Origin of the sequence: Thalassolituus sp. ST750PaO-4 (assembly GCF_020320405.1) — a bacterium.
Lineage (GTDB): Bacteria > Pseudomonadota > Gammaproteobacteria > Pseudomonadales > Oceanobacteraceae > Venatoribacter > Venatoribacter alkanivorans.
The window spans coordinates 67718-87651 of record NZ_JABVCB010000008.1 but is presented as its reverse complement, the minus strand read 5'-3'; the positions used below and the strand labels follow the sequence as shown (position 1 = coordinate 87651).

Annotated in this window: 17 protein-coding genes; 5 read left to right on the top strand and 12 right to left on the bottom strand. The window is 53.6% G+C overall.

Annotation, left to right across the window (positions count from 1 at the left end; translation table 11 throughout):
- The first annotated feature begins 574 nt into the window (after positions 1-574).
- The gene (locus tag HUF18_RS09825) at positions 575-2188 is read left to right on the top strand and encodes a methyl-accepting chemotaxis protein (protein ID WP_225692071.1); all 1614 of its coding nucleotides are present in this window, start codon (positions 575-577) and stop codon (positions 2186-2188) included.
- 159 nt (positions 2189-2347) lie between these two features.
- On the opposite strand, the gene HUF18_RS09820 is transcribed toward HUF18_RS09825, so the two are convergent.
- The 4 genes from HUF18_RS09820 to HUF18_RS09805 all read right to left on the bottom strand — a co-directional run bounded on the left by HUF18_RS09820 (position 2348) and on the right by HUF18_RS09805 (position 7013).
- Positions 2348-2983, bottom strand: a complete 636-nt coding sequence (locus HUF18_RS09820) for a hypothetical protein (RefSeq protein ID WP_225692070.1) — start codon at positions 2981-2983, stop codon at positions 2348-2350.
- An 8-nt stretch (positions 2984-2991) separates the two neighbouring features.
- The gene (locus HUF18_RS09815; protein ID WP_225692069.1) at positions 2992-4332 is read right to left on the bottom strand and encodes a peptidylprolyl isomerase; all 1341 of its coding nucleotides are present in this window, start codon (positions 4330-4332) and stop codon (positions 2992-2994) included.
- Positions 4333-4566: 234 nt separating this feature from the next.
- The gene (locus HUF18_RS09810; protein ID WP_225692068.1) at positions 4567-5598 is read right to left on the bottom strand and encodes a phospholipase; all 1032 of its coding nucleotides are present in this window, start codon (positions 5596-5598) and stop codon (positions 4567-4569) included.
- Between the two features lie 383 nt (positions 5599-5981).
- The gene (locus tag HUF18_RS09805; protein ID WP_145469935.1) at positions 5982-7013 is read right to left on the bottom strand and encodes a phospholipase; all 1032 of its coding nucleotides are present in this window, start codon (positions 7011-7013) and stop codon (positions 5982-5984) included.
- A 432-nt stretch (positions 7014-7445) separates the two neighbouring features.
- On the opposite strand from HUF18_RS09805, the gene HUF18_RS09800 reads away from it, so the two are divergent.
- Entirely contained in the window at positions 7446-7814 is a 369-nt protein-coding gene (locus HUF18_RS09800; protein WP_225692067.1) for a hypothetical protein, read from the top strand.
- 163 nt (positions 7815-7977) lie between these two features.
- Here HUF18_RS09800 and fba read toward each other — a convergent pair whose 3' ends face one another.
- The 4 genes from fba to HUF18_RS09780 all read right to left on the bottom strand — a co-directional run bounded on the left by fba (position 7978) and on the right by HUF18_RS09780 (position 12555).
- Positions 7978-9042: a class II fructose-bisphosphate aldolase gene (gene fba, locus HUF18_RS09795; protein ID WP_225692066.1), complete on the bottom strand. Its 1065-nt coding sequence runs from the start codon at positions 9040-9042 to the stop codon at positions 7978-7980.
- Positions 9043-9142: 100 nt separating this feature from the next.
- A complete protein-coding gene (locus HUF18_RS09790) occupies positions 9143-10396 on the bottom strand; it encodes a hypothetical protein (RefSeq protein WP_225692065.1) in 1254 nt (417 codons plus the stop codon).
- Between the two features lie 31 nt (positions 10397-10427).
- A complete protein-coding gene (locus HUF18_RS09785; RefSeq protein WP_225692064.1) occupies positions 10428-11330 on the bottom strand; it encodes a hypothetical protein in 903 nt (300 codons plus the stop codon).
- Between the two features lie 64 nt (positions 11331-11394).
- Entirely contained in the window at positions 11395-12555 is a 1161-nt protein-coding gene (locus tag HUF18_RS09780) for a phosphoglycerate kinase (protein WP_225692063.1), read from the bottom strand.
- A gap of 398 nt (positions 12556-12953) precedes the next feature.
- On the opposite strand from HUF18_RS09780, the gene HUF18_RS09775 reads away from it, so the two are divergent.
- The 3 genes from HUF18_RS09775 (at position 12954) to HUF18_RS09765 (ending at position 15986) form a co-directional block, all read left to right on the top strand.
- Complete coding sequence (locus HUF18_RS09775) at positions 12954-14135, top strand: YfaP family protein (protein WP_225692062.1); 1182 nt, start codon at positions 12954-12956, stop codon at positions 14133-14135.
- Between the two features lie 83 nt (positions 14136-14218).
- Positions 14219-15331, top strand: a complete 1113-nt coding sequence (locus HUF18_RS09770) for a polysaccharide deacetylase family protein (RefSeq protein ID WP_225692061.1) — start codon at positions 14219-14221, stop codon at positions 15329-15331.
- A gap of 28 nt (positions 15332-15359) precedes the next feature.
- The gene (locus tag HUF18_RS09765; RefSeq protein WP_225692060.1) at positions 15360-15986 is read left to right on the top strand and encodes a LysE family translocator; all 627 of its coding nucleotides are present in this window, start codon (positions 15360-15362) and stop codon (positions 15984-15986) included.
- A gap of 796 nt (positions 15987-16782) precedes the next feature.
- On the opposite strand, the gene HUF18_RS09760 is transcribed toward HUF18_RS09765, so the two are convergent.
- The 4 genes from HUF18_RS09760 to HUF18_RS09745 are packed head-to-tail and all read right to left on the bottom strand — an operon-like array spanning position 16783 to position 19798.
- Complete coding sequence (locus tag HUF18_RS09760) at positions 16783-17484, bottom strand: ABC transporter permease (RefSeq protein WP_145469944.1); 702 nt, start codon at positions 17482-17484, stop codon at positions 16783-16785.
- Positions 17481-18179 (bottom strand): ABC transporter permease, encoded by a 699-nt coding sequence (locus tag HUF18_RS09755; RefSeq protein ID WP_225692059.1) that lies wholly within the window; start codon positions 18177-18179, stop codon positions 17481-17483. The genes HUF18_RS09760 and HUF18_RS09755 overlap by 4 nt, the downstream gene beginning before the upstream one ends.
- Before the next feature lie 57 nt (positions 18180-18236).
- Positions 18237-18983 (bottom strand): ABC transporter substrate-binding protein, encoded by a 747-nt coding sequence (locus HUF18_RS09750; protein ID WP_225692058.1) that lies wholly within the window; start codon positions 18981-18983, stop codon positions 18237-18239.
- A gap of 38 nt (positions 18984-19021) precedes the next feature.
- Positions 19022-19798, bottom strand: a complete 777-nt coding sequence (locus tag HUF18_RS09745; protein WP_145469946.1) for an ABC transporter ATP-binding protein — start codon at positions 19796-19798, stop codon at positions 19022-19024.
- Positions 19799-19934: the final 136 nt, after the last annotated feature.

The following is a 19934-nucleotide window of genomic DNA, read 5'->3' as shown; positions in this document are numbered from 1 at the left end:
CGGCTGAGCGGATTACTGTAACCGGCGATCGTGCGGCGCCAGACAACCAGATGATTCTGCGGCCTTCAGAGCAAAACCCTGCCCCGGAACGATACAATTTTTTGCTGTTTTAATGTGCCGTTCCGGGGTGAATTGTTTTGCGTGCCGCATAATCATTGCAGTTGGCTGGATGAAGCCGGACGCGCCGAAAAGAGAGGATCGTAAGGAGATACCTCTCCTTACAGGGGGCCAGGGGCTTGCCCCGGAAAGGCGTTTCAGATTGAAAAATAGTAGTCGATGAATGCTGCAGTTTGGAGTGACACAATTCCACTCCAAACTGTGGGACAGCAGTGCCCCATAACCAGCTTTAATTTTCACTTATTTTCACTGGCCTTTATCAACAACTTTGCGTAACCACAGGTTGTGCCCGGTAACCTCCGGTAACAGCCGCGATAAAAAAACAGGAAACTTGTTACGCCTTTGTAGCCGCACTGCCGATTGTCATAAAACCTTCATATTTCCCGCCTAAAAGCTGCATCCGTAACCTCTATTCTTTCCTCAGACTTTCTGAACTCTTTTAAATACAGGTACCTACATGCGAATCCGCCACCGTTTGATTCTGATGGCTGCACTGCCGGCTTTGCTGGCCAGTATTATGTTTTTTTACGTCTGGATGCAGATGCCAGTGGTGGTGAATAACGCCACCCGTTTATTTGAACAACGTATGCAGCCGGTCTGGCTGTTAAGTGGTATCAGCCGCGCTTATGCCGCTAATGTGGTGGATGTTGCTCATCAGAGCCGGGCACAGATGCTGTTATGGGATGACGCAGGCCAGCGGCTGCAGCAGGCACGTGAGCAGATCGAAAACAACTGGCAGCAATATCTGGCCAGCGGCCTGACCAATACCGAACAGGAAGCCATCAGCCAGCAAGCCGGTGCTTACGATAAAGCACTGGCGGTGATTACCCGGCTGCAGCAGTTTGTTGCCGAACGCGAGTCGTACAGCATGGGCGGTTATATCGATATGGATATGTACCCACAGCTGGCGCCCATGCTGCAGCTGACCGATCAACTGATCAGCCTGCAAAGCGGGCTGGCCGCAGCAGGACAGCAACAGGCGCTGAGCGACACCCGCGCCACCATCCGCACCATTGCGCTGATGGCGGTGGTAACCATCAGCGCCATGCTGGCACTGGGCTGGTTTGGTTACCGCCGCATTCTTAATCCGTTACGGACCATCCGTAACCATGTGATTGGTATCGAACAGAGTAAAGACCTGAGCCGCCGCACCGGCATTAACAGCCAAGACGAGCTGGGCGAACTGGCCGCCGCCTTCGATAAAATGCTGAGCACTATGGCATCAACCCTGGGCGGTATGCACAGCAACGGTCAGCACCTCAGCCGTGCTGCCGGAACCCTGCTGCAGCTGGCGCAGGAAACCGGCGAGGTTGCACAGCAGCAGACACAGGAAGCCGCCATCAATGGTCAGCAGATCGCACGGGTGGCGGCGGCAGCCGAAGAAGTACGCAATGTCGCGCAAAGCGCGGAACAGGCCACGCTGGAAGCCGCGTCCAGAGTTGATGAAGGCAGCAATACGGTACAGCAGCTGGTCAGCACGATTGGCCGCTCCAGCGAACAGATACGGCAGGCCGCTGATAACGCCGAGTCCCTGCGTCGTCATTCGGAAAATATTGGCAGCGTGCTGGATGTTATCAACAGCATTGCTGAGCAGACCAACCTGCTGGCGCTGAACGCCGCGATTGAGGCGGCCCGTGCCGGTGAACAGGGGCGTGGTTTTGCCGTGGTCGCCGATGAAGTACGCACGCTGGCCAGCCGCACCTCGGCCTCTACCCGCGAGATTCAGCAACTGGTAGACAACCTGCAACAGGGCGCTAACCATACGGCCAGCGGGCTGAATGCCGTAAACCGTCTGAGTGAAGATATGGTGAATCATGCGCAGCATGCCGGGACGGCCCTGAATGCTATTCAGCAATCGGTCGAAGCCATGCGCCACACCAGCGAGAGTGTATCGCGCCTCAGCGGTGAACAGTTGGAGTTAAGTCAGAGTATTCAGAGCCGCGGTACAGAGGTGACAGAGCAGTCGCGCCGTACCGAAGAAAAAGCCAGCGAGACGAAGCAGCTCAGTCATGAACTGGCTGGCCTGGCAGAACAACAGCGACAGGCACTGTTAGTGTTTAATGTGGACTGATTCTAATCTTAATTTCGTATTGCTACGACAAAATGGGTCAGATAGTCTGACAAGTCCACTCTTTGGCAAAGGCGCTGTTCAGCCCGGCTGGCAGCGCCTTTGTTCCGTTTTTTCTGCGTCTCCTGCCTCTTTCCTGTTTTGTTACTAAAAGCTGCTGCGTTAATCAGCCGCCGGCAACCAGTTATCTTCTGGTTTAAAGGTGTCCTGCATAATGTCCGGATGTTCCTGCTGCAGTTTGAGGGCCATTTCTTCAATTTTGCGGATTTTTTCCCGCGCAAAAGCGACTTCTTCTTCACTGATACCGCCAGCCTCAGCCTGATCAATATACTGCTGAATCAGGGCGGTTTTCTGTTTGCTGGCCTCAACAAAGGCGCGGAACATACGCTTTTCCTGACGCTGCTCGTAAGCCAGGTACTGCTCTTCATCGGCCAGCTCTTCGGCCGTCGGCATTTCCCGCGGGCGCGAAGGTGACAGTTTCGGCGCACGCGGATCACCGTTAATACGCGCAGCCTGCATACTGGCAATGGCATCACTGTTCAGCCGTGGCAGCCAGGCATCCAGCTCGCTGTTATCCAGATCATGGATGGCGTTGTCTGCGTTTTTTGCACTGGCAGAATCCGGCGCAGCCGGTGCCTGCAGTGGTGGCACAACGGTTGGTGTGTAAGCTGGCTCCTCTGTCTGCGGCGAAGCATTGTTCTCACCCACCAGCACATCCACCTGACGCAGCCACAATAAAGCCGCAATCAGACCAGCACCTGTTCCCAGCAGCAATAGGGTTATGATTTTGGCCTTCATCGGTGGTTTCAGCTCTGTGGTTGCAGACGACGATTAAGGTGAATATCGGTATCGTTGCGCAATTTTTTCTGCAGCGCCTGCAGCTCCCGCTGTAAGGCTGCCCGCGCCAGTTCATGCGAAAGCTCATAACGCACGCCTTCATCACTCAGCGGTAAATAACCATCCACCCGCTCATCCACCCAGAGAATTTCATACACAACATCGCCTTCGTTCTGCGGACTGCGGAATGCAGGTGACACTTGCCCGGCAGGTTGCACAAAGGCCACTGAGTGCAGCCAGGTGCGGTCTTTTTCACCGCGTTTAAGCCAGCCCAGCTCGCCGCCTTTATCTTTATCAGCGGCAATGGAATAGCGCTTTACTGCATCAGCAAAAGATAAACCGCCGCGGATTTCGGCGACGATGGCATCTGCCTGCGCCTGATCAGCCACGCGGATATGCCGCACTTTGGCACGCTCGACCACGCGAAAATCGTCTTTATGTTCGTTATAACCGGCCTGTAATTCGGCCTCGGTAATTCTGGCCGCACGTGCACGCAGGGCCGGATTATCATCATGAATATCCATATTAATACCCATGCTGGCCAGTAAGCGCTGACGCTGTTCCTGATTCAGAATCACCTGTTGCAGTGCCTGCCAGTCTGCCTCACTGAGCTGCTTTTTCGCCCAGTTCAGAACATACAGGCCACCGACGTATAACCGTGTCTGCTGCTGTAAATAATCGAGATTACCACTCTGCAGCGCCAGACGGCCCTGCACATTCTGACGCTGATAAATATCCAGCAGACTGACTTTGCCACCTTCCGCCAGTTCCGTATTCAGCACGGCAAAATCTGCAGCTGCGGTTTTCTGTTCCGGGGTCAGATCAATGGTCAGCCCTGGCTGTAATTTAATCAGCGCATTCAGGCGTTCCACATTCAGTTCAGGATTCCACTGCACCAGACTGGAAAAATTTTTCCCCGGCAAGGCGTTCACACTGGCGACAATCTGCTCATTGAAATAGCCACGCAATAAAGCAACCAGACGGTTATGACGCTCAACTGCAGCAGCAAAAGCCACGCGGTTTTCCGGATTCAGCTGCCCGGCTGTCAGATGCGTGCGGGCGTATTCCGCCATTAAGGCGTCGTCGAGTAACTGTTGCAGAATGGTTTGCAGGGTCAGGGTTTTACCGCTGGCCTGCGCGGCTTTCTGCTGTTTATGCAGAAAAATATCCAGCAGGGTACGGCTCAGGGTCAGATCTCCGACACGGGCAATCTGCTCTTCATGTTCCAGACTGTACTGAATGCCTGCCGAGGCCTGGGCAGGCAACAGAAAAGACAGCATAACGGCAAAGAATACGGCGTATTTTTTCATGGCTTCGTTATAGATCCGGTGGCGGTGTTAACTGGAATAATGACCGGTATGAATGACAAAGTCTTTTTCCGGGCAAAAAAAAGCAGGATGATCCTCACGCAAATCATCCTGCAAACACCTGAAACAAAATTTCAGAGTGGGGCCTTCACAACGACTGCTCTGACAATCCATGCCTGAGCAGCCTTTGTGACCTTGGACAGCAACACCCTGATCAGGCGTCGCTGCCGCTATCCTTTAAAAACGATTCGCAGCGTGGTTCAGTACATGCACCGTCATGGCGATGGCATGTGGAATCACAACCTTGGCAACCTGAGTGCGGTCTGCCGAAGAGGTGCTGCTCAGTACAATACCGCCCTGACTGTAAGAGATCGCACCACCCTGAGTCAGCAGAGGACGAATATCTTTCTGGTTAGCCGGAACCGGAGTGAAATCATTCAGGGCTGACGTCACCAGCGCATCGTTATTCAGATCCAGTGCTGTGTAGTTGTCTTCTACCCAGCCTTCCCAACCGGAGTGGTTCAGGTCAGAGGTCGTCCAGGTGTGGTGCGGCTGCAGCAGATCAGTGGTGTGCAGGGTAAAGCCCAGCATCTGTGCCGTTGGGTTTTTCCAGAATTCGTTGTACCAGTGCTGGCCGAGGTTATCGATCGGCTGGAACGGGATTTTTTCGAAGTCGGCATACATGCCTTTATTGGAACTGCTGCCCTGACGGTAGTTGGCTTCGGTAATACCGTAGCTGTTGTATTCAGAATCTTCGGAGCAGGACCAGAAGAAGCACCAGCCGGTCATACCGCCTTTGCCGTCATCCAGGTGATCGCCCACCAGCCAGGTCGCGGCCAGATTATCCACAGCACCCCAGACGGTCAGCAGATCGTAGTTATAACCACCCAGGTCATTACCATGAGCATCACCACCGCGGGTGTGGTTCTGGAAGTGCCAGTAAGAGGTGTATTTCACGATAGAGGCACCTGCGCCCCATACCGGAGCTTCAACACAATCACCGGTTACCGCACCACAGATAAAGGTGTCAGCAAAATCATCCACATCGTAGGCACCCTGCCCCAGAACTTCAGCAAACTGTTCCATGCTGTAACCGGCAGCCTGTGCTGCGGCAGCCAGCTTGTTGTATTCGGTGGTATCCGGATGCGCCGCCATGTAACTGATAGCATCTTTAACAATGCGTTTATGGGTTGGCTGGGTAAATGCTTCAGCATTCATTGCGCCGATGGTCAGGGCTGCGCTGACAGAAAGGGCCAGAGTGTGTTTCATAGTGGATTCGCCTGTGTGTTTTTGGTCTTACTAAACTCGCACAGCATTGTGAATACCGCGTTGCGCTGCGGTGACGACTCTGAGTCAGAACAATGAATAACGAGTGTGTTTTTATTTTTTTAAAACCGTCACGACGACCGTGATGCAGCTAAGACTAATAACTGAGAATGGTCGCCGACAATACGCCGGCAGGCACTTGGCCTGAATAAGCACAGATTAATTTTAAACTGTCCCAAACGGTGAATACGGCGACTTTTTTGGACCATCACTAATAATTAAAATATTAATTAGAGCGATATTATGATGATTGGTCTGACCTTATTTAAAGGCAAAAAAAACCGGATAATCACAGGATTACCCGGCTTGCGGAAATAATTAACGCCTCAGAAACGGTTAGCTGCGTGATTCAGAATATGCACTGTCATCGCAATCGCATGCGGGATAACAATTTCTGCAATTTGCTCACGGTCAGCATCGGCTGTACTGCTCAGCACAATACCACCCTGACCATAAGAAACAGCTCCACCCTGAGTGAGTAAGGCACGAATATCATGCTGACCGGCAGCAACCGGTGTGAAGCTGTTCAGCGCGGCACTGACAAGTGCATCATTATTCAGTTGCAGAGCACTGTAATTATCTTCCACCCAGGTTTCCCAGCCGGCATGATTCAGGCTGGAGGTTGTCCAGGTATGGTGCGGCTGCAGCAGATCGGTGGTGTGCAGCACAAAACCCAGCGTCTGCACCGTTGGCTGATTCCAGAATTCGTTGTACCAGTGCTGACCCAGGTTATCGATCGGCTGGAATGGCATGGTTTCGAAATCTTCATACATACTCTTGCTGGAGCTGCTGCCCTGACGGTAATTCGCTTCGGTTACACCATAGGTGTTGTATTCAGAATCTTCGTTACAGCTCCACCAGTAGCACCAGCCGGTCATGCCGCCCGGACCATCATCCAGATGATCGCCTTTCAGCCAGGTTGCGGCCATATTGTCGACATCGCCCCATACGGTCAGCAGATCGTAGTTATAGCCACCCAGATCGTTGCCATGGGCATCTGCACCACGGGTGTGGTTCTGAAAGTGCCAGTAGGAGGTGTACTTGGCGATGGATGAACCCGCCCCCCAGACCGGCGCCTCAACACAGTCACCACTCACGGCGCCACAGATAAACGTATCGGCAAAGTCATCGACATCGTAGGCGCCCTGACCCAGCACTTCCGCAAACTGCGCCATGGTGTAACCCGCAGCCTGAGCCGCCGCCGCCAGCTTGTTGTATTCCGTAGTATCCGCATGAGCTGCCATATAGCTGACGGCGTCCTGCACAATGCGCTTATGGGTTGGCTGGGAGAAGGCCGCAGCATTCAGCGACGAACCCAACAGAGCCACCCCCAGGGTGGTCAGTAAAACCGGTTTCATGATTCTTCCTCATTTATGATGATTATTGTTAAGCCGCTCAGGCATATCTGTCTCCTGACTCAGGATGAGCGCAGCAGATGACAAACAGGCTTCGCCTGAACAGCGGCCGAACCATAAACAAGCAATTTCCTACCAAGCAATATACCAAGTAGTTTTTGGCACAAATGGAGACAGTTTTTTTGTACTTTTGTCTTAATCGGTGCTCAGTTTTTCCTGATTTACCACTTTTAAAACGGTCGTACAGATTCCTCCCCACCACCAATAAACAACCGCTACCGATGTAAAATGACAAGTGAATCAATACCCAGCGATGGAATTTCTATAGTTTCCTCATGCTGATAGTATTCCCGGTACGATGTGCCTGTTGCTTTACCGCCCCGAATTCACAGCCCCAAAGACAGAACGCCAGCCAATTACCTGCAGGATGCCACTATGAAATTACCCCTGAGTTTTATCTTTCTGACCGCGCTGAGCTCATTCAGCAGTGCCTTTGAGGTTGGCCGCAATGAATGGACCAACGCCATGACCACGGCACTGCCCAATGCGTTTTGCCAGCCGCAACAGTTTTTCCGTCAGTGTTTTGATATCAGCGAAGCGCAGTGTATGGAAACGGCGACACAAACCACCCGTCAGTGTCTGCAGCAGTTTTCAGCGCAGTTCCCACAGGTATTTCAGCAACCGGCCGATGGCTCTTACTGGGGAACACAGGTTGGCCAGTGTGCTGGTGAGGCCTATCAGACAACACTGAGCAAGCAGTTTAAAAATACCGCTAAATGCAATGACGTGAACCAGTGGATGTGATCTGGACTACGAAGGTAAATATTCAGCCTAGCAAAGCGCTAGTCGGGAACGACGCTTAACGCGCTGCCGCGCGGCCCGCAGGGTGGCCGCCACGGACGGCGGACATAAAAAAACCCGCTTGCGCGGGTTTTTTATTAAGCCGGTAACTAAACGCGTTAAGCGCTTAGTTTACCTTGGCATTCAGCTCGCCACTGGCGTAACGCTGGAACATGTTGTCCAGAGAGATCGGTTTGATCCTGGAGGCATTACCGGCAGTACCGAAGGCTTCGTAACGGGCGATACAGATATCGCGCATTGCGGTTACGGTCTGAGCGAAGAATTTACGCGGATCGAACTCACTCGGATGCTCAGCCATCATGCGACGCATAGCGCCGGTAGAGGCCAGACGCAGGTCGGTATCGATGTTGACTTTACGCACACCGTACTTGATGCCTTCGACGATTTCTTCAACCGGTACACCGTAGGTTTCTTTAATGTCGCCACCGTACTGGTTGATGATCGCCAGCCACTCCTGCGGCACAGAAGAAGAACCGTGCATAACCAGGTGAGTGTTCGGAATGCGCTTGTGGATTTCCTTGATACGGTCAATCGCCAGGATATCCCCTGTTGGTGGCTTGGTGAATTTGTAGGCGCCGTGGCTGGTGCCGATGGCAATGGCCAGAGCATCGACCTGGGTACGCTTAACAAAGTCAGCGGCTTCTTCCGGATCGGTCAGCATCTGGCTGTGATCCAGAACGCCTTCGGCACCGATGCCGTCTTCTTCACCGGCCATACCGGTTTCCAGAGAACCCAGACAACCCAGTTCGCCTTCTACCGATACACCACAGGCGTGCGCCATATCGACGGTGCGCTTGGTCACGTCAACGTTGTATTCGTAAGAAGTCGGGGTTTTACCGTCTTCACCCAGAGAACCGTCCATCATCACTGAGCTGAAGCCCAGCTGGATAGAACGCTGACACACGTCCGGCGAGGTACCGTGATCCTGGTGCATACACACAGGAATGTGCGGAAACTCTTCAATCGCGGCCAGAATCAGGTGACGCAGGAAAGGAGCGCCTGCGTATTTGCGGGCACCGGCAGACGCCTGAACAATCACCGGAGAGTCGGTCTTGTCGGCGGCTTCCATAATGGCGCGCATCTGTTCCAGGTTGTTCACATTAAATGCCGGTACGCCGTAGCCGAATTCGGCGGCGTGATCCAGCATCTGACGCATGCTGATTAATGCCATGTCAAAATACCTTAACTGTGAAAATTGGCTGGCCGCTATTCTAACGGCTTATGTTATGGATAGAAACGGCTATTGGCTGCTGTCTGCAGTGTCGCACTCATCAGACGCCATCATCCTGTAAATCTCTTTCTTCCAGCCTGCGGATCATGGCCTGTTCACGCTCAGCCTGAGCTGCGGCAAACTGCTCCAGCGCCGCCGCCAGTGGTTGCCAGCGCTCTTCTGGCCAAAGCTGCTGCAGAAAAACAGCTTCGTTGCAGGCGGAAAACTCCCGCGCGGTGACAAAGAAATCTTCCGTGGTCTGCAACAGCGACGAAGAGCGCAGAGAATCCTGCAGACGGCGGCACAGAGTCAGATAAAAACCAACGATAAGCTGATCGGCCTGTTCGTAATCCAGTTCATCGATCTGGGCATTGATCTGGGCATTGATACGGTCAAACAACGCATCATGCTCGCCATGCAGGCGGATGCCGTCAAAATCATCTTCGGTAAAGAGTTCGCAATCCGGAGCATTCAGCCATAACAGCGGATAGTCATCCTCTTCCTGCGTGATTTCATGCGGCTGAATCAGCGCGATGGTGGGCGGTAACGGCCCCTGATCTGAGTATTCAAACAGGAAGCAGCCAACGGTATTGGCAACCGGCGCCGCCTGCAGATCGGCCAGAATTTTATCGTGCAGGGCTGAACTGGCCTGCTCCAGCATGTCCGCCAGCGACAGCGCTTCGTGCGAGCGGTCATAGACAATGCTGTTCTGTGTCAGGTTGCGGATTACCTCAACCTCGCCCGTGCTGCTGAATTCAACCAGGCTTTCCATATAAGGCGTCAACTCTGGTGCAACACCGACCTCTGGCATGCGGGCAGAACGCTCAATAATGCGTACACCGGCCTCACTCCACTCATAATCACCGACCTTTAAACCGTATTCACGGGCAGTGATAAAAGTGACAGGGTAGCCCTCGGCATCTTTTTTCAGAAACTCGATAACAATGGGTTTTACTTCGGCGCCATTGCGGTAAACCTGCTGGCGGCAGGACCAGTCGCCGAACGAATAAAACGCCGTGTCATAACTGACGTCGTCGCCAATCAGATATTTGGTCGCATGCAACTGCCGGCCCTGCAGCGCGACAACAATAATGCCATCGGCCGTGGTATCCATCTCATCGACCGACGGATAAATCGTACAGCGCGCAGGCGGCATATGCTGCAGATACTGCACAAAGGGCTCTAAAGAAAAGAAGTCCAGACTGGCAAAGCCCACCTGGTACTCACCGGACATCAGTTCATCCAGCGATAAATTAGCAAAATGTTCCGGCGCTACCGTGCTGAATAATTCAGCAATCTGCTCAAGCGGGTTCATCCCTGGACTCCGTTAATTAGTGACGTTGCCGTTACTCGCCGGTATCGGCGCTGTGATAACCACTGCTGCGATCCAGATTACGCAGCATATTTTTTTCTTCGGCCGATATTTGCTGCGACCAGGAACCCGGCTGACCACCGCTGCCACGCACAGTGCGCAGATATTCCAGATGGCGGGCCATCAGGCGGCGCTGCACAAATACGTCATCCACCCGGTCATTGCGGTAATAACGACAGGGTTCATAAGCACCTTCATGTAAGCAGATACCGTCACCATGACGCAGACCTTCAGCAAAGCTGCCATCGTAAACAATGCGGTTATTTTCCAGCCATTTTCCCTGTACAAAACGACCATCCGTTACACGTCCGCGAAATTCATGACCTTCAGTGTGCCGGGCAATACCCTCACCCTGTGCCACGCCCTGCAGACACTCACCGCTCATCCAGAACCAGTCCGGCTCCTGCAGTGCACACTGGCTGCTGGCCTGTAACTCTGCCCGTATCTGTTGCAGGCGCGCTGCCAGAGCCTGCTGTGCTTTTTTGCGAAAAATATTTTCCGGCTCTGCGCGGAGAAAGGCCTGGTAATTATCCACCTCATTGACGCTGCGCACGGTCTGCCAGCTCTGCAGATCCCGGTCATAAACAGCGAAGGCTTCCAGGGCATAATTCAGCGCACAGATTTTTGCCAGATCGCGGGCGGTAACACCAGCGGCCGCACGATCCCGGCCATTTGGACAAGCCACCGGCCGACGGCTGAGACGGGTTTCATCAGCACCATCGATTAAGGCTGAGAAAATGGCTTTTGAATCAGACAAAACCGCCTGATGAAGGTTGTTACCAGCCTCGCTGGTTACTTTTTTGGCAGGTTGCTGGGCACAGCCGGCCACAACACCAGCGCCCATAACCAATAAGAGGCATAAAAGAATGCTGCGCATACTCTTCCCTGAATATATGAATGTGAAAATGAAACAGGGCTGCCTATGGCAGCCCTGATCTGACTTACTTGGCGCGTTCTTCCAGAATCGCAACCGCAGGCAGTACTTTGCCTTCTACGAACTCCAGGAAAGCGCCACCACCGGTCGAGATGTAAGACACTTTATCGGCAATTTCATATTTATCAACAGCGGCCAGAGTGTCACCACCGCCGGCAATAGAGAAGGCATCGGATTCGGCAATCGCCAGTGACAGGGCTTTGGTGCCTTCACCGAACTGGTCGAATTCGAACACGCCCACCGGGCCGTTCCAGATAATGGTTTTGGCGCTCTTCAGCTGTTCGGCCAGTGCTTTGGCGGAATCCGGGCCGATGTCGAAGATCATATCGTCGGCTTCAACCGCATCGGCGCTTTTCAGTGTCGCGGCTGCCGATTCAGAGAATTCTTTACCGCACACAACGTCGGTTGGCAGCGGGATAGAGACTTTTTCCATCAGCTTTTTCGCCGCCGGAATCAGGTCTTCTTCACACAGGGATTTGCCCACCGGCTTGCCAGCTGCGGCCAGGAAAGTATTGGCAATACCACCACCGACGATGATCTGATCACAGACATCGGACAGACTTTCCAGCACTTCCAGTTTGGTTGACACTTTTGAGCCACCAACGATGGCCACCAGCGGACGGGCCGGAGTCGCCAGGGCTTTGCCCAGTGCGTCCAGTTCAGCCGCCAGCAATGGGCCGGCACAGGCAACCGGGGCAAACTTGGCCACACCATGGGTCGACGCCTGAGCGCGGTGAGCGGTACCAAAGGCATCCATCACGAATACGTCGCACAGTGCGGCATACGCCTGCGCCAGTTCATCGGCGTCTTTTTTCTCGCCTTTGTTAAAGCGCACGTTTTCCAGCAGCACCACTTCGCCAGCGGCGACTTCAACGCCTTCGCGAAAATCTTTGATAACGTTAACGTCACGGCCGAGCAGGCCGGCCAGGTGGGCAGCAACCGGCTTGATGGACGATTCTTCGTCGTACACGCCTTCTTCCGGACGACCCAGGTGGGACATAACAATCACCTTGGCACCGGCATCCAGAGCCAACTGAATGGTTGGCAGCGACGCACGGATACGCGCATCGGATGTGACCTTGCCGTTCTTTACCGGAACGTTCAGGTCTTCACGGATCAGAACGCGCTTACCGCTCAGATCCAGATCGGCCATTTTCAATACAGTCATGATAACCCCACTCACAATATTCAGTAGCTGATGCGCCCGCGGTGCCGGTTCAGCGTGTAAGGCTTACGCGCTGAACCGGGCCCTGCTGGCGATGAAAAAATTTGGGGCGCGATTATAGCAGCAAGCGCCCGCCGGCCCTAGTCCTGCACGCGCGGCATCTGGTTCTGCCCGCAGAGGGAGCTGATGGGTGCAAAGTCCTCTGAGACAGGAGCATGAAGGTTCCGGGGCCAGTCCTGAAAAACAGACTTTCAGCAAGCCGGATTCAGATAGTGTGAACGGGTCCTTATCGTCAAGGTAGTTATTGATAGAGGTTGCAGCTAGAATCTGCGGTCTTCATTCGGCTCAACCCGGAGCGAGCCGAAGTGACAATTCCAGGACTGTTAATAAAGGAAGACCCCATGTTCAAATCCTGCTTACGCCTCAGCAGCCTGCTGCTGGCAACCTCACTGGCTTTGCCTGCTGCTGCACTGGAAGTCAAAGTGCTGAGCGCCGTGGTTAAAGACGAAAAAATCGCCGATGCCAAAATCACCTGGCAGCGCAACGGTGAAAGCTCTGTAAGCGCCACATCGACTGCCAACGGTGTCGCCAGCGCCAGCAGCACCCTGGCCGACGACAGCGACACCACCATGATTATCGACAAAGCCGGTTACTCCACGCTGGTTGTGAAGTGCCCGTGTGATGGCTTTACCTACGCCCTGTCACCGGTAATGCAGAACCTCGATGGTCTGCGCGTGGTACTGACCTGGGGTAGCACACCATCCGATCTGGACTCTCACCTGACCTACCCGGCGAACCACGTGTTCTACGTGAAAAAACAGGGCCGTGATGCCAATCTGGATGTGGATGACACCAACAGCTATGGTCCGGAAACCATCACCATCGAGCAAAAACATAACGGCGAACGCTACGTTTACGCGGTGCACGATTACAGCAACCACAGCAGCAAAACCTCCAAAGCCCTGGGTAACAGCAGCGCCCGAGTGCAGGTGTATGTTGGCCAGACGCTGATCCGTACCTATAACGTGAAACCGCAGCAGACCGCCTCCAGCTGGGTGGTGTTCGGCATTGATGAAAACGGCGCCTTCCACGATATTGATCAGTACCTGAGCCTGAACCGTGAAGGTCTGGCCTCGCACCTGAACAGCCTGATCAGCGCAGAATCCTTCGAGAGCCACTCACTGATCACGGACGCCATCAAGAAAGAAGCCAAGCGGATTAATACCCGTGGCGAAAAACTCTATGGCGAGAAGAAACTGGAAGAAGCTATGTACGCCTTCCAGGATGCCGTTAACCTTTACCCAAGCTTTGGTCAGGCCTACAGCAACCTGGGTCTGACTTATCAGAAACTGAACCGTACCGCCGAAGCGCTGTGGGCTAACCGCAAAGCGATCGAACTGGCGTCCGGTAACAGCAAGGCGCGGGTTCAGGCCAGCAGCTACTACAACATTGCCCGTATTTATGAAGCCAGTGGCCGCTGGCAGGATGCGCTGGATAACTTCCGCAAAGCCAAATCTCTGCGCGAGCACAGCGCTTACGACAGTGGCATCACACGGATGCAGGAAAAACTGAATCAGCAGTAAGGCTGACACTTAAAACCCCGCGTCTGCGGGGTTTTTTATTCCATCTGCGCCGATATCACTCCGCATCGTCAAAAGGATATTCCATGCGTTTTATTTTCCCACTGCTACTGGGCCTGATCATCAGTCCGCTCACTCAGGCCGCCGGCCCCGCTAAAGTCGCCACGCTGGAGCGCAGCCTGTGGCCACAACCGTTAACCAGCGCCGCAGCGTTTGACCGCGCTTCCGCCGCCGAAATTCTGACCTTCGCCCGCTTGCTGGAAGCGACGCCGCTGAGCAACGAAGCTGACATCAAAATCTTCACCGCCGTCGATAAGCCCGATGCCGCCAGCGTGCAGCGCTGGCTGGAGAAAACCCGGCAGCGGCTGCAGACTAACTACGCACAGGCCTGTGGTCAGTGTGCCGCGTCCGCCAGCTGGGCGACATTAACCGCCGTCAGCCAACGGCCCGTTACCGGGGAGTATCAGAATTGGGCCAAAGCCAGTGAAGCATTTCACTTACGTTACCTGTATGAACAGGTGCGTCTGGCGGCATTATTCCCGCGCATTACCAGTGAAATTCACACCTTTAATCAGCACGAGGTGGATGGTTTTGAATTACCCGACCGTCAGTTTCTGCTGAGCTATGATGACGGCCCGGCACCCGACCGCTTAAAAGAGGGTGTAAAAGTAAACGGCACTGAGCAGCTGGTTAAAGCACTGGAAAGTGCCGGTATGCGTGCACAGTTTTTCGCACTGGGCGAACGCATTAAACAGCAGAAAGCACCTGAAGATTTTTACGCCAGTCAGTGTCTGGGTTCCCACGGCGAGGTGCACAAAAGCCACCAGAAATGGGACGGCTGGGCCGATTCCATTAACACCACGCGCACCCGTCTGAATGATTACCAGCCGGGCCCATACTGGTTCCGCCCGCCTTACGGTCAGCGCAGCGAAGCTCTGACCGCCGCACTAAAGCAGGCGGGTGAAGGCGTGATGCTGTGGAATATCGACAGTCAGGACTGGAACCGAAAATTAAGCGATAAAGACGTTGAAGACCGGGTGATTACCCTGATGCTGTTATGGCGTCGCGGTATTATTCTGTACCACGATATCCACCCGCGGGCGCTGGCCAATTTAGCCGCACTGCAGACCCTGCAGCAACAGGCTGGGCTGAACTGGCGCGACTGTCACAGCCTGCAGCCAAAAGCCACAAAACTCTGACAACACAGTAACCGGCAGGAATACAATTTTGGACAGCGGACTCTACCTGATTTTTCTGGCAACCACGGTTATGTTAATCATGGTGCCCGGCCCTTCTGCTATCACCGCAGCCAGTCAGGGTGCCAGCCACCCGCAAGGCAAAGCCTTTTTTGGCGTGCTGGGCATCGCCTGCGCTGATGTGTTGTATTTTTCGCTGTCTGCCACCGGTATTGCCTCGTTAATTATTGCCTCGGCCACACTGTTCGCCCTGATTAAATGGGTTGGCGTTGCCTACCTGTTCTATCTGGGGCTGAGTGCCATATTCAGCAACGCCGGGCCCATTAATCTCAGCCGTGAGCAAAAGGTGAGCAGACCCGGCAAGCTGTTTTATCAGGGATTAATCGTACAGCTCGCCAATCCCAAGGCACTGCTCTATTTTTCTGCTCTGCTGCCGCAGTTTATTGATCCGGCGGAACCTGTGCTGCTGCAGCTATTAATTATGGGGGCTTCCTGCCTGCTCGCCGACCTGCTGGTGTACAGCACATTCAGCTATATGGGGAATCATCTGGCACGCAAACAACTGAAAGCACGGGTGGTTAATGCGATTAATAAAACCGCAGGTCTAACCCTGATTGCGACCGGAATCAGAATCGCGATGATGGAGGCTAAGAATTAATCGCTCCCGGATAGCGAAGATAAAAAAAACTGCCAAAGCCACTGCTGTCCCACAGTTTGGAGTGGAATTGTGTCACTCCAAACTGCAGCATTCATCGACTACTATTTTTCAATCTGAAACGCCTTTCCGGGGCAAGCCCCTGGCCCCCTGCAAGGAGAGGTATCTCCTTCCGATCCTTTCTTTTCGGCGCGTCCGGCTTCATCCAGCCAACTGCAATGATTATGCGGCACGCAAAACAATTCGCCCCGGAACGACGTTTTAAAATACCAATAATTTGTATCGTTCCGGGGCAGGGTTTTGCTCTGAAGGCCGCAGAATCATCTGGTTGTCTGGCGCCGCACGATCGCCGGTTTAAGCAATCCGCTCAGCCGTATTTCAACGGAAACCGTGTTTGAGACATGATATTTAAAAAATGCGTTTGATCTGAAAAGCGGCAGTGCGGTGATGGTTTTCTGCGCCTCTGGGGCCGCTGCAGAAACCGCAGATATGTCTGGTCTGTCCGCAGGGATGCGGACAAGCGGCTCCGGCCATGGATGGCCGATGAGGCGCGCGGCCAGTAAATATCAAGGTTTCAAGGGTGACGGCCCAGAAAGCGCGAAGCTGGGCCTGTTTTTGCTCCTGCAAAACATGCATTTCCGCCATCCATGGCGGTCAGGTATAAAGCCCGCCGGCAAGGGGAATAAGTTCCCCTGGGAGGCGTTGGGCCTGGATGTTAAAAAATGCTGTTTTTGTCAGCTATGATGCTGATTAAAACTGTGGGACAGCAGTTGCTAAAGCAGACTTTTATGGGTATTTATCAGCCTTCCCGGCTGATGTATTTATGCCGGTTAACCCTTAACTCCATCAACCGGAATAAGCCGATCAGCACGGCCGACATCACCAGGTACATCATGCCGGCGGCGAAGAAAATCTCCAGCGGCGTATAAGTACGGGCAATAATCGTGCGCGCCATACCGGTAATATCCAGCAGGGTAATGGTCGAGGCCAGCGCACTGCTTTTCAGCATTAACAGAAATTCGTTGCTGTAGGCCGGCAGTACAATACCCAGCGCTCTTGGCAGAATAATACGGCGGATTTTGGTCAGCCGGTTCATGCCCAGCGCGTCGGCGACTTCAATTTCGCCATGGGGAATTGCCTGAATGGCACCACGGATTAATTCTGCGCTGTAGGCCGAAGTATTCATGGTGAAAGCAATAATGGCGCACCAGTAAGGTTCTTTCAGAATCGGCCAGAGGAACGAGTCTTTCACCGCATCAAACTGCGAAGCACCGTAATAAATCAGGAATATCTGTACCAGCAGTGGCGTGCCACGGAAGAAAAAGATATAGCCATAGGCCAGACCTTTAAGCAGCGGCTGCGTTGAAGCGCGCATTAATGCCAGAGGCACCGCCATCAGAATACCGAACAGGCCGGATAAACCGACCAGTTCTAATGTCAGCCAGGCGCCTTCCAGCAGGCGTGGGAAATAATCCCAGATTACAGACCAGTCCCAGTTCATGCCCGTCGTCCACGTAATTCAGGTTTACTCAGACGCTCAAGAATTTCGGTCACCAGCGTCGCCAACAGGGTCAGCGCCAGATACAGAATGGCGGCTGCCAGATAAAAATCAAAAGGATGTTTGGTTGCTGCAGAACCCACACTGGCCTGACGCATTAATTCATTCAGACCAATCACCGATACCAGTGCGGTATCTTTCAGCAGTACCTGAAATAAATTGCCCAGTCCGGGAATGGCCAGACGCCACACCTGTGGAAAAATAATGCGGAAGAAGGTTTGCCCGCGGCTCATGCCCATCGACTGTGCCGACTCCCACTGGCCTTTGGGTACTTCCAGCATCGCCATACGGAATACTTCCGTGGCGTAAGCACCAAAGGCAATGGCCAGAGCTGCAACACCGGCGGCAAAAGCGCCTACTTCGATGTATTCGTCATAACCAAAAAAGCTGGCGCCCCACATCAGCAGCTGAGCGCCGCCGTAATACAGGGTTAATACCAGCAATAATTCCGGCACGCCGCGCACCAGTGTGGTGTACAGCGTGGCCGGAATACGCAGAAACGGTGAAGGTGACAGCTTGGCTGCCGCCCCCAGTAAGCCGATCACCAGTCCGATGGCTAAGCTGGCCAGTGCCAGCTGAATGGTCATCAGCGCTCCGCTGAGTAACAGATGGCCAAAGCCCTGTAAATCCATCAGCATGCAGCGTCGTCCTGGTGTGTCATATAATTCATCGGCTTACCTCTGAGCAGCGTTCGCTCAGTAAATATCAAACGGGAAATATTTAGCGTTAATTTCTTTGTAGGTGCCGTTGGCAACAATGGCATCCAGCGCTTTATTCAGACGTTCCTGCAGTTTGTCGCCTTTACGCACCGCGATACCGATTTTGTCATCGATATCCAGATCGGCACCTTTAAATTCGAAATTCGCGCCGTCTTTGCTTTGCAGCCAGTCATAGGCCGGGAATTTATCCGACAGGATGGCGTCGATACGGCCAGCAGCCAGATCGAGGTAAGCGTTATCCTGAGTGTCGTACAGTTTTACATTCACCACGTCGCTGTATTTATCTTCCAGCGTCTGGCCGGAAATCGTCGCGCGCTGTGCTCCAACGCTGAGGCCTTTCAGGCCATCCATGCTGGTGTCCAGGGTTTTGCCTTTGGCAGCCACAAACGCCAGGCTGTTGGTGTAATACTTATTGGTAAAATTCACCACGCGCAGACGTTCTTTGGTGATCGACATAGAGGCAATAATGGCATCGTATTTACGTGCCATCAGACCCGGAATAATGCCATCCCAGTCCTGCGCCACGATTTCGCACTCGGCTTTCATTTCGGCACACAGGGCTTTGGCGATATCGATATCAAAACCGACCAGATTGCCATTGGCATCGATCATATTGAACGGTGCGTAAGCCCCTTCAGAAGCGATGCGGATTTTTTCGGCAGAGGCGAATGGCGACAGCATAACGCTGGCCGCCAGGCACAGAGTGGCAACGAATTTTTGCATGGTGTTAATCCTCAGCAATAGATAATAAAGCAGACCAATCAGGCCTGATGACTCGCCATAAAATCGCGTACGCGCTGGGATTCGGGGTTATCGAATACCTTTTCCGGCGAGCCTGTTTCTTCAATCTGTCCCTGATGCAGGAAAACCACAGAGCTGGACACTTCACGCGCAAAGCGCATTTCGTGCGTCACGATCAGCATCGTCCGGCCTTCTTCGGCCAGTTCGCGCATCACCGCCAGCACCTCGTTGACCAGCTCAGGGTCCAGGGCAGATGTCGGCTCATCAAACAGCAATACCTGCGGATCCATTGCCAGTGTGCGGGCAATGGCCACACGTTGTTGCTGCCCACCGGAAAGATGTCCCGGATAGGCGTCCTGTTTGTCAGCCAGACCGACCTTGCGCAGCAATTCCTGTGCCCGTGCAACGGCAACATCACGCGGCACCTTTAATACGTGCACCGGTGCTTCGATCAGGTTCTGCAGGATGGTCATATGTGGCCAGAGGTTGAACTGCTGGAAAACAAAGCCCAGGCGCGAACGCAGGCGTTCGAGCTGGCGCTTGTCCTGCGCTTTCAGTTCACCGTTTTTGTCCGGAATCAGTGCCAGCTGTTCATTACCGATAATGATCTCGCCCTGATTCGGGCGTTCCAGCAGGTTAATGCAGCGCAGCAGCGTGCTTTTACCGGAGCCACTGGAGCCGAGAATCGAGATAACGTCACCCTTCTGCGCGGTCAGGCTGACGCCTTTCAGCACTTCAAGATTACCGTAGCATTTGTGGATGTTGATCAGCTCAAGAGCAGCGTTGGAGTTCTTCATATATAGGGCTTGGCGCGCACAAACGGACAAGGGCGCGAACATTACACATTGGCAGGATGAAGACAACCTTCACGCAAGCTTAGCGCCAATTTCTGACCGGAAAGTCCACTTTGAGTCACGAATTGGTGCAAAAACG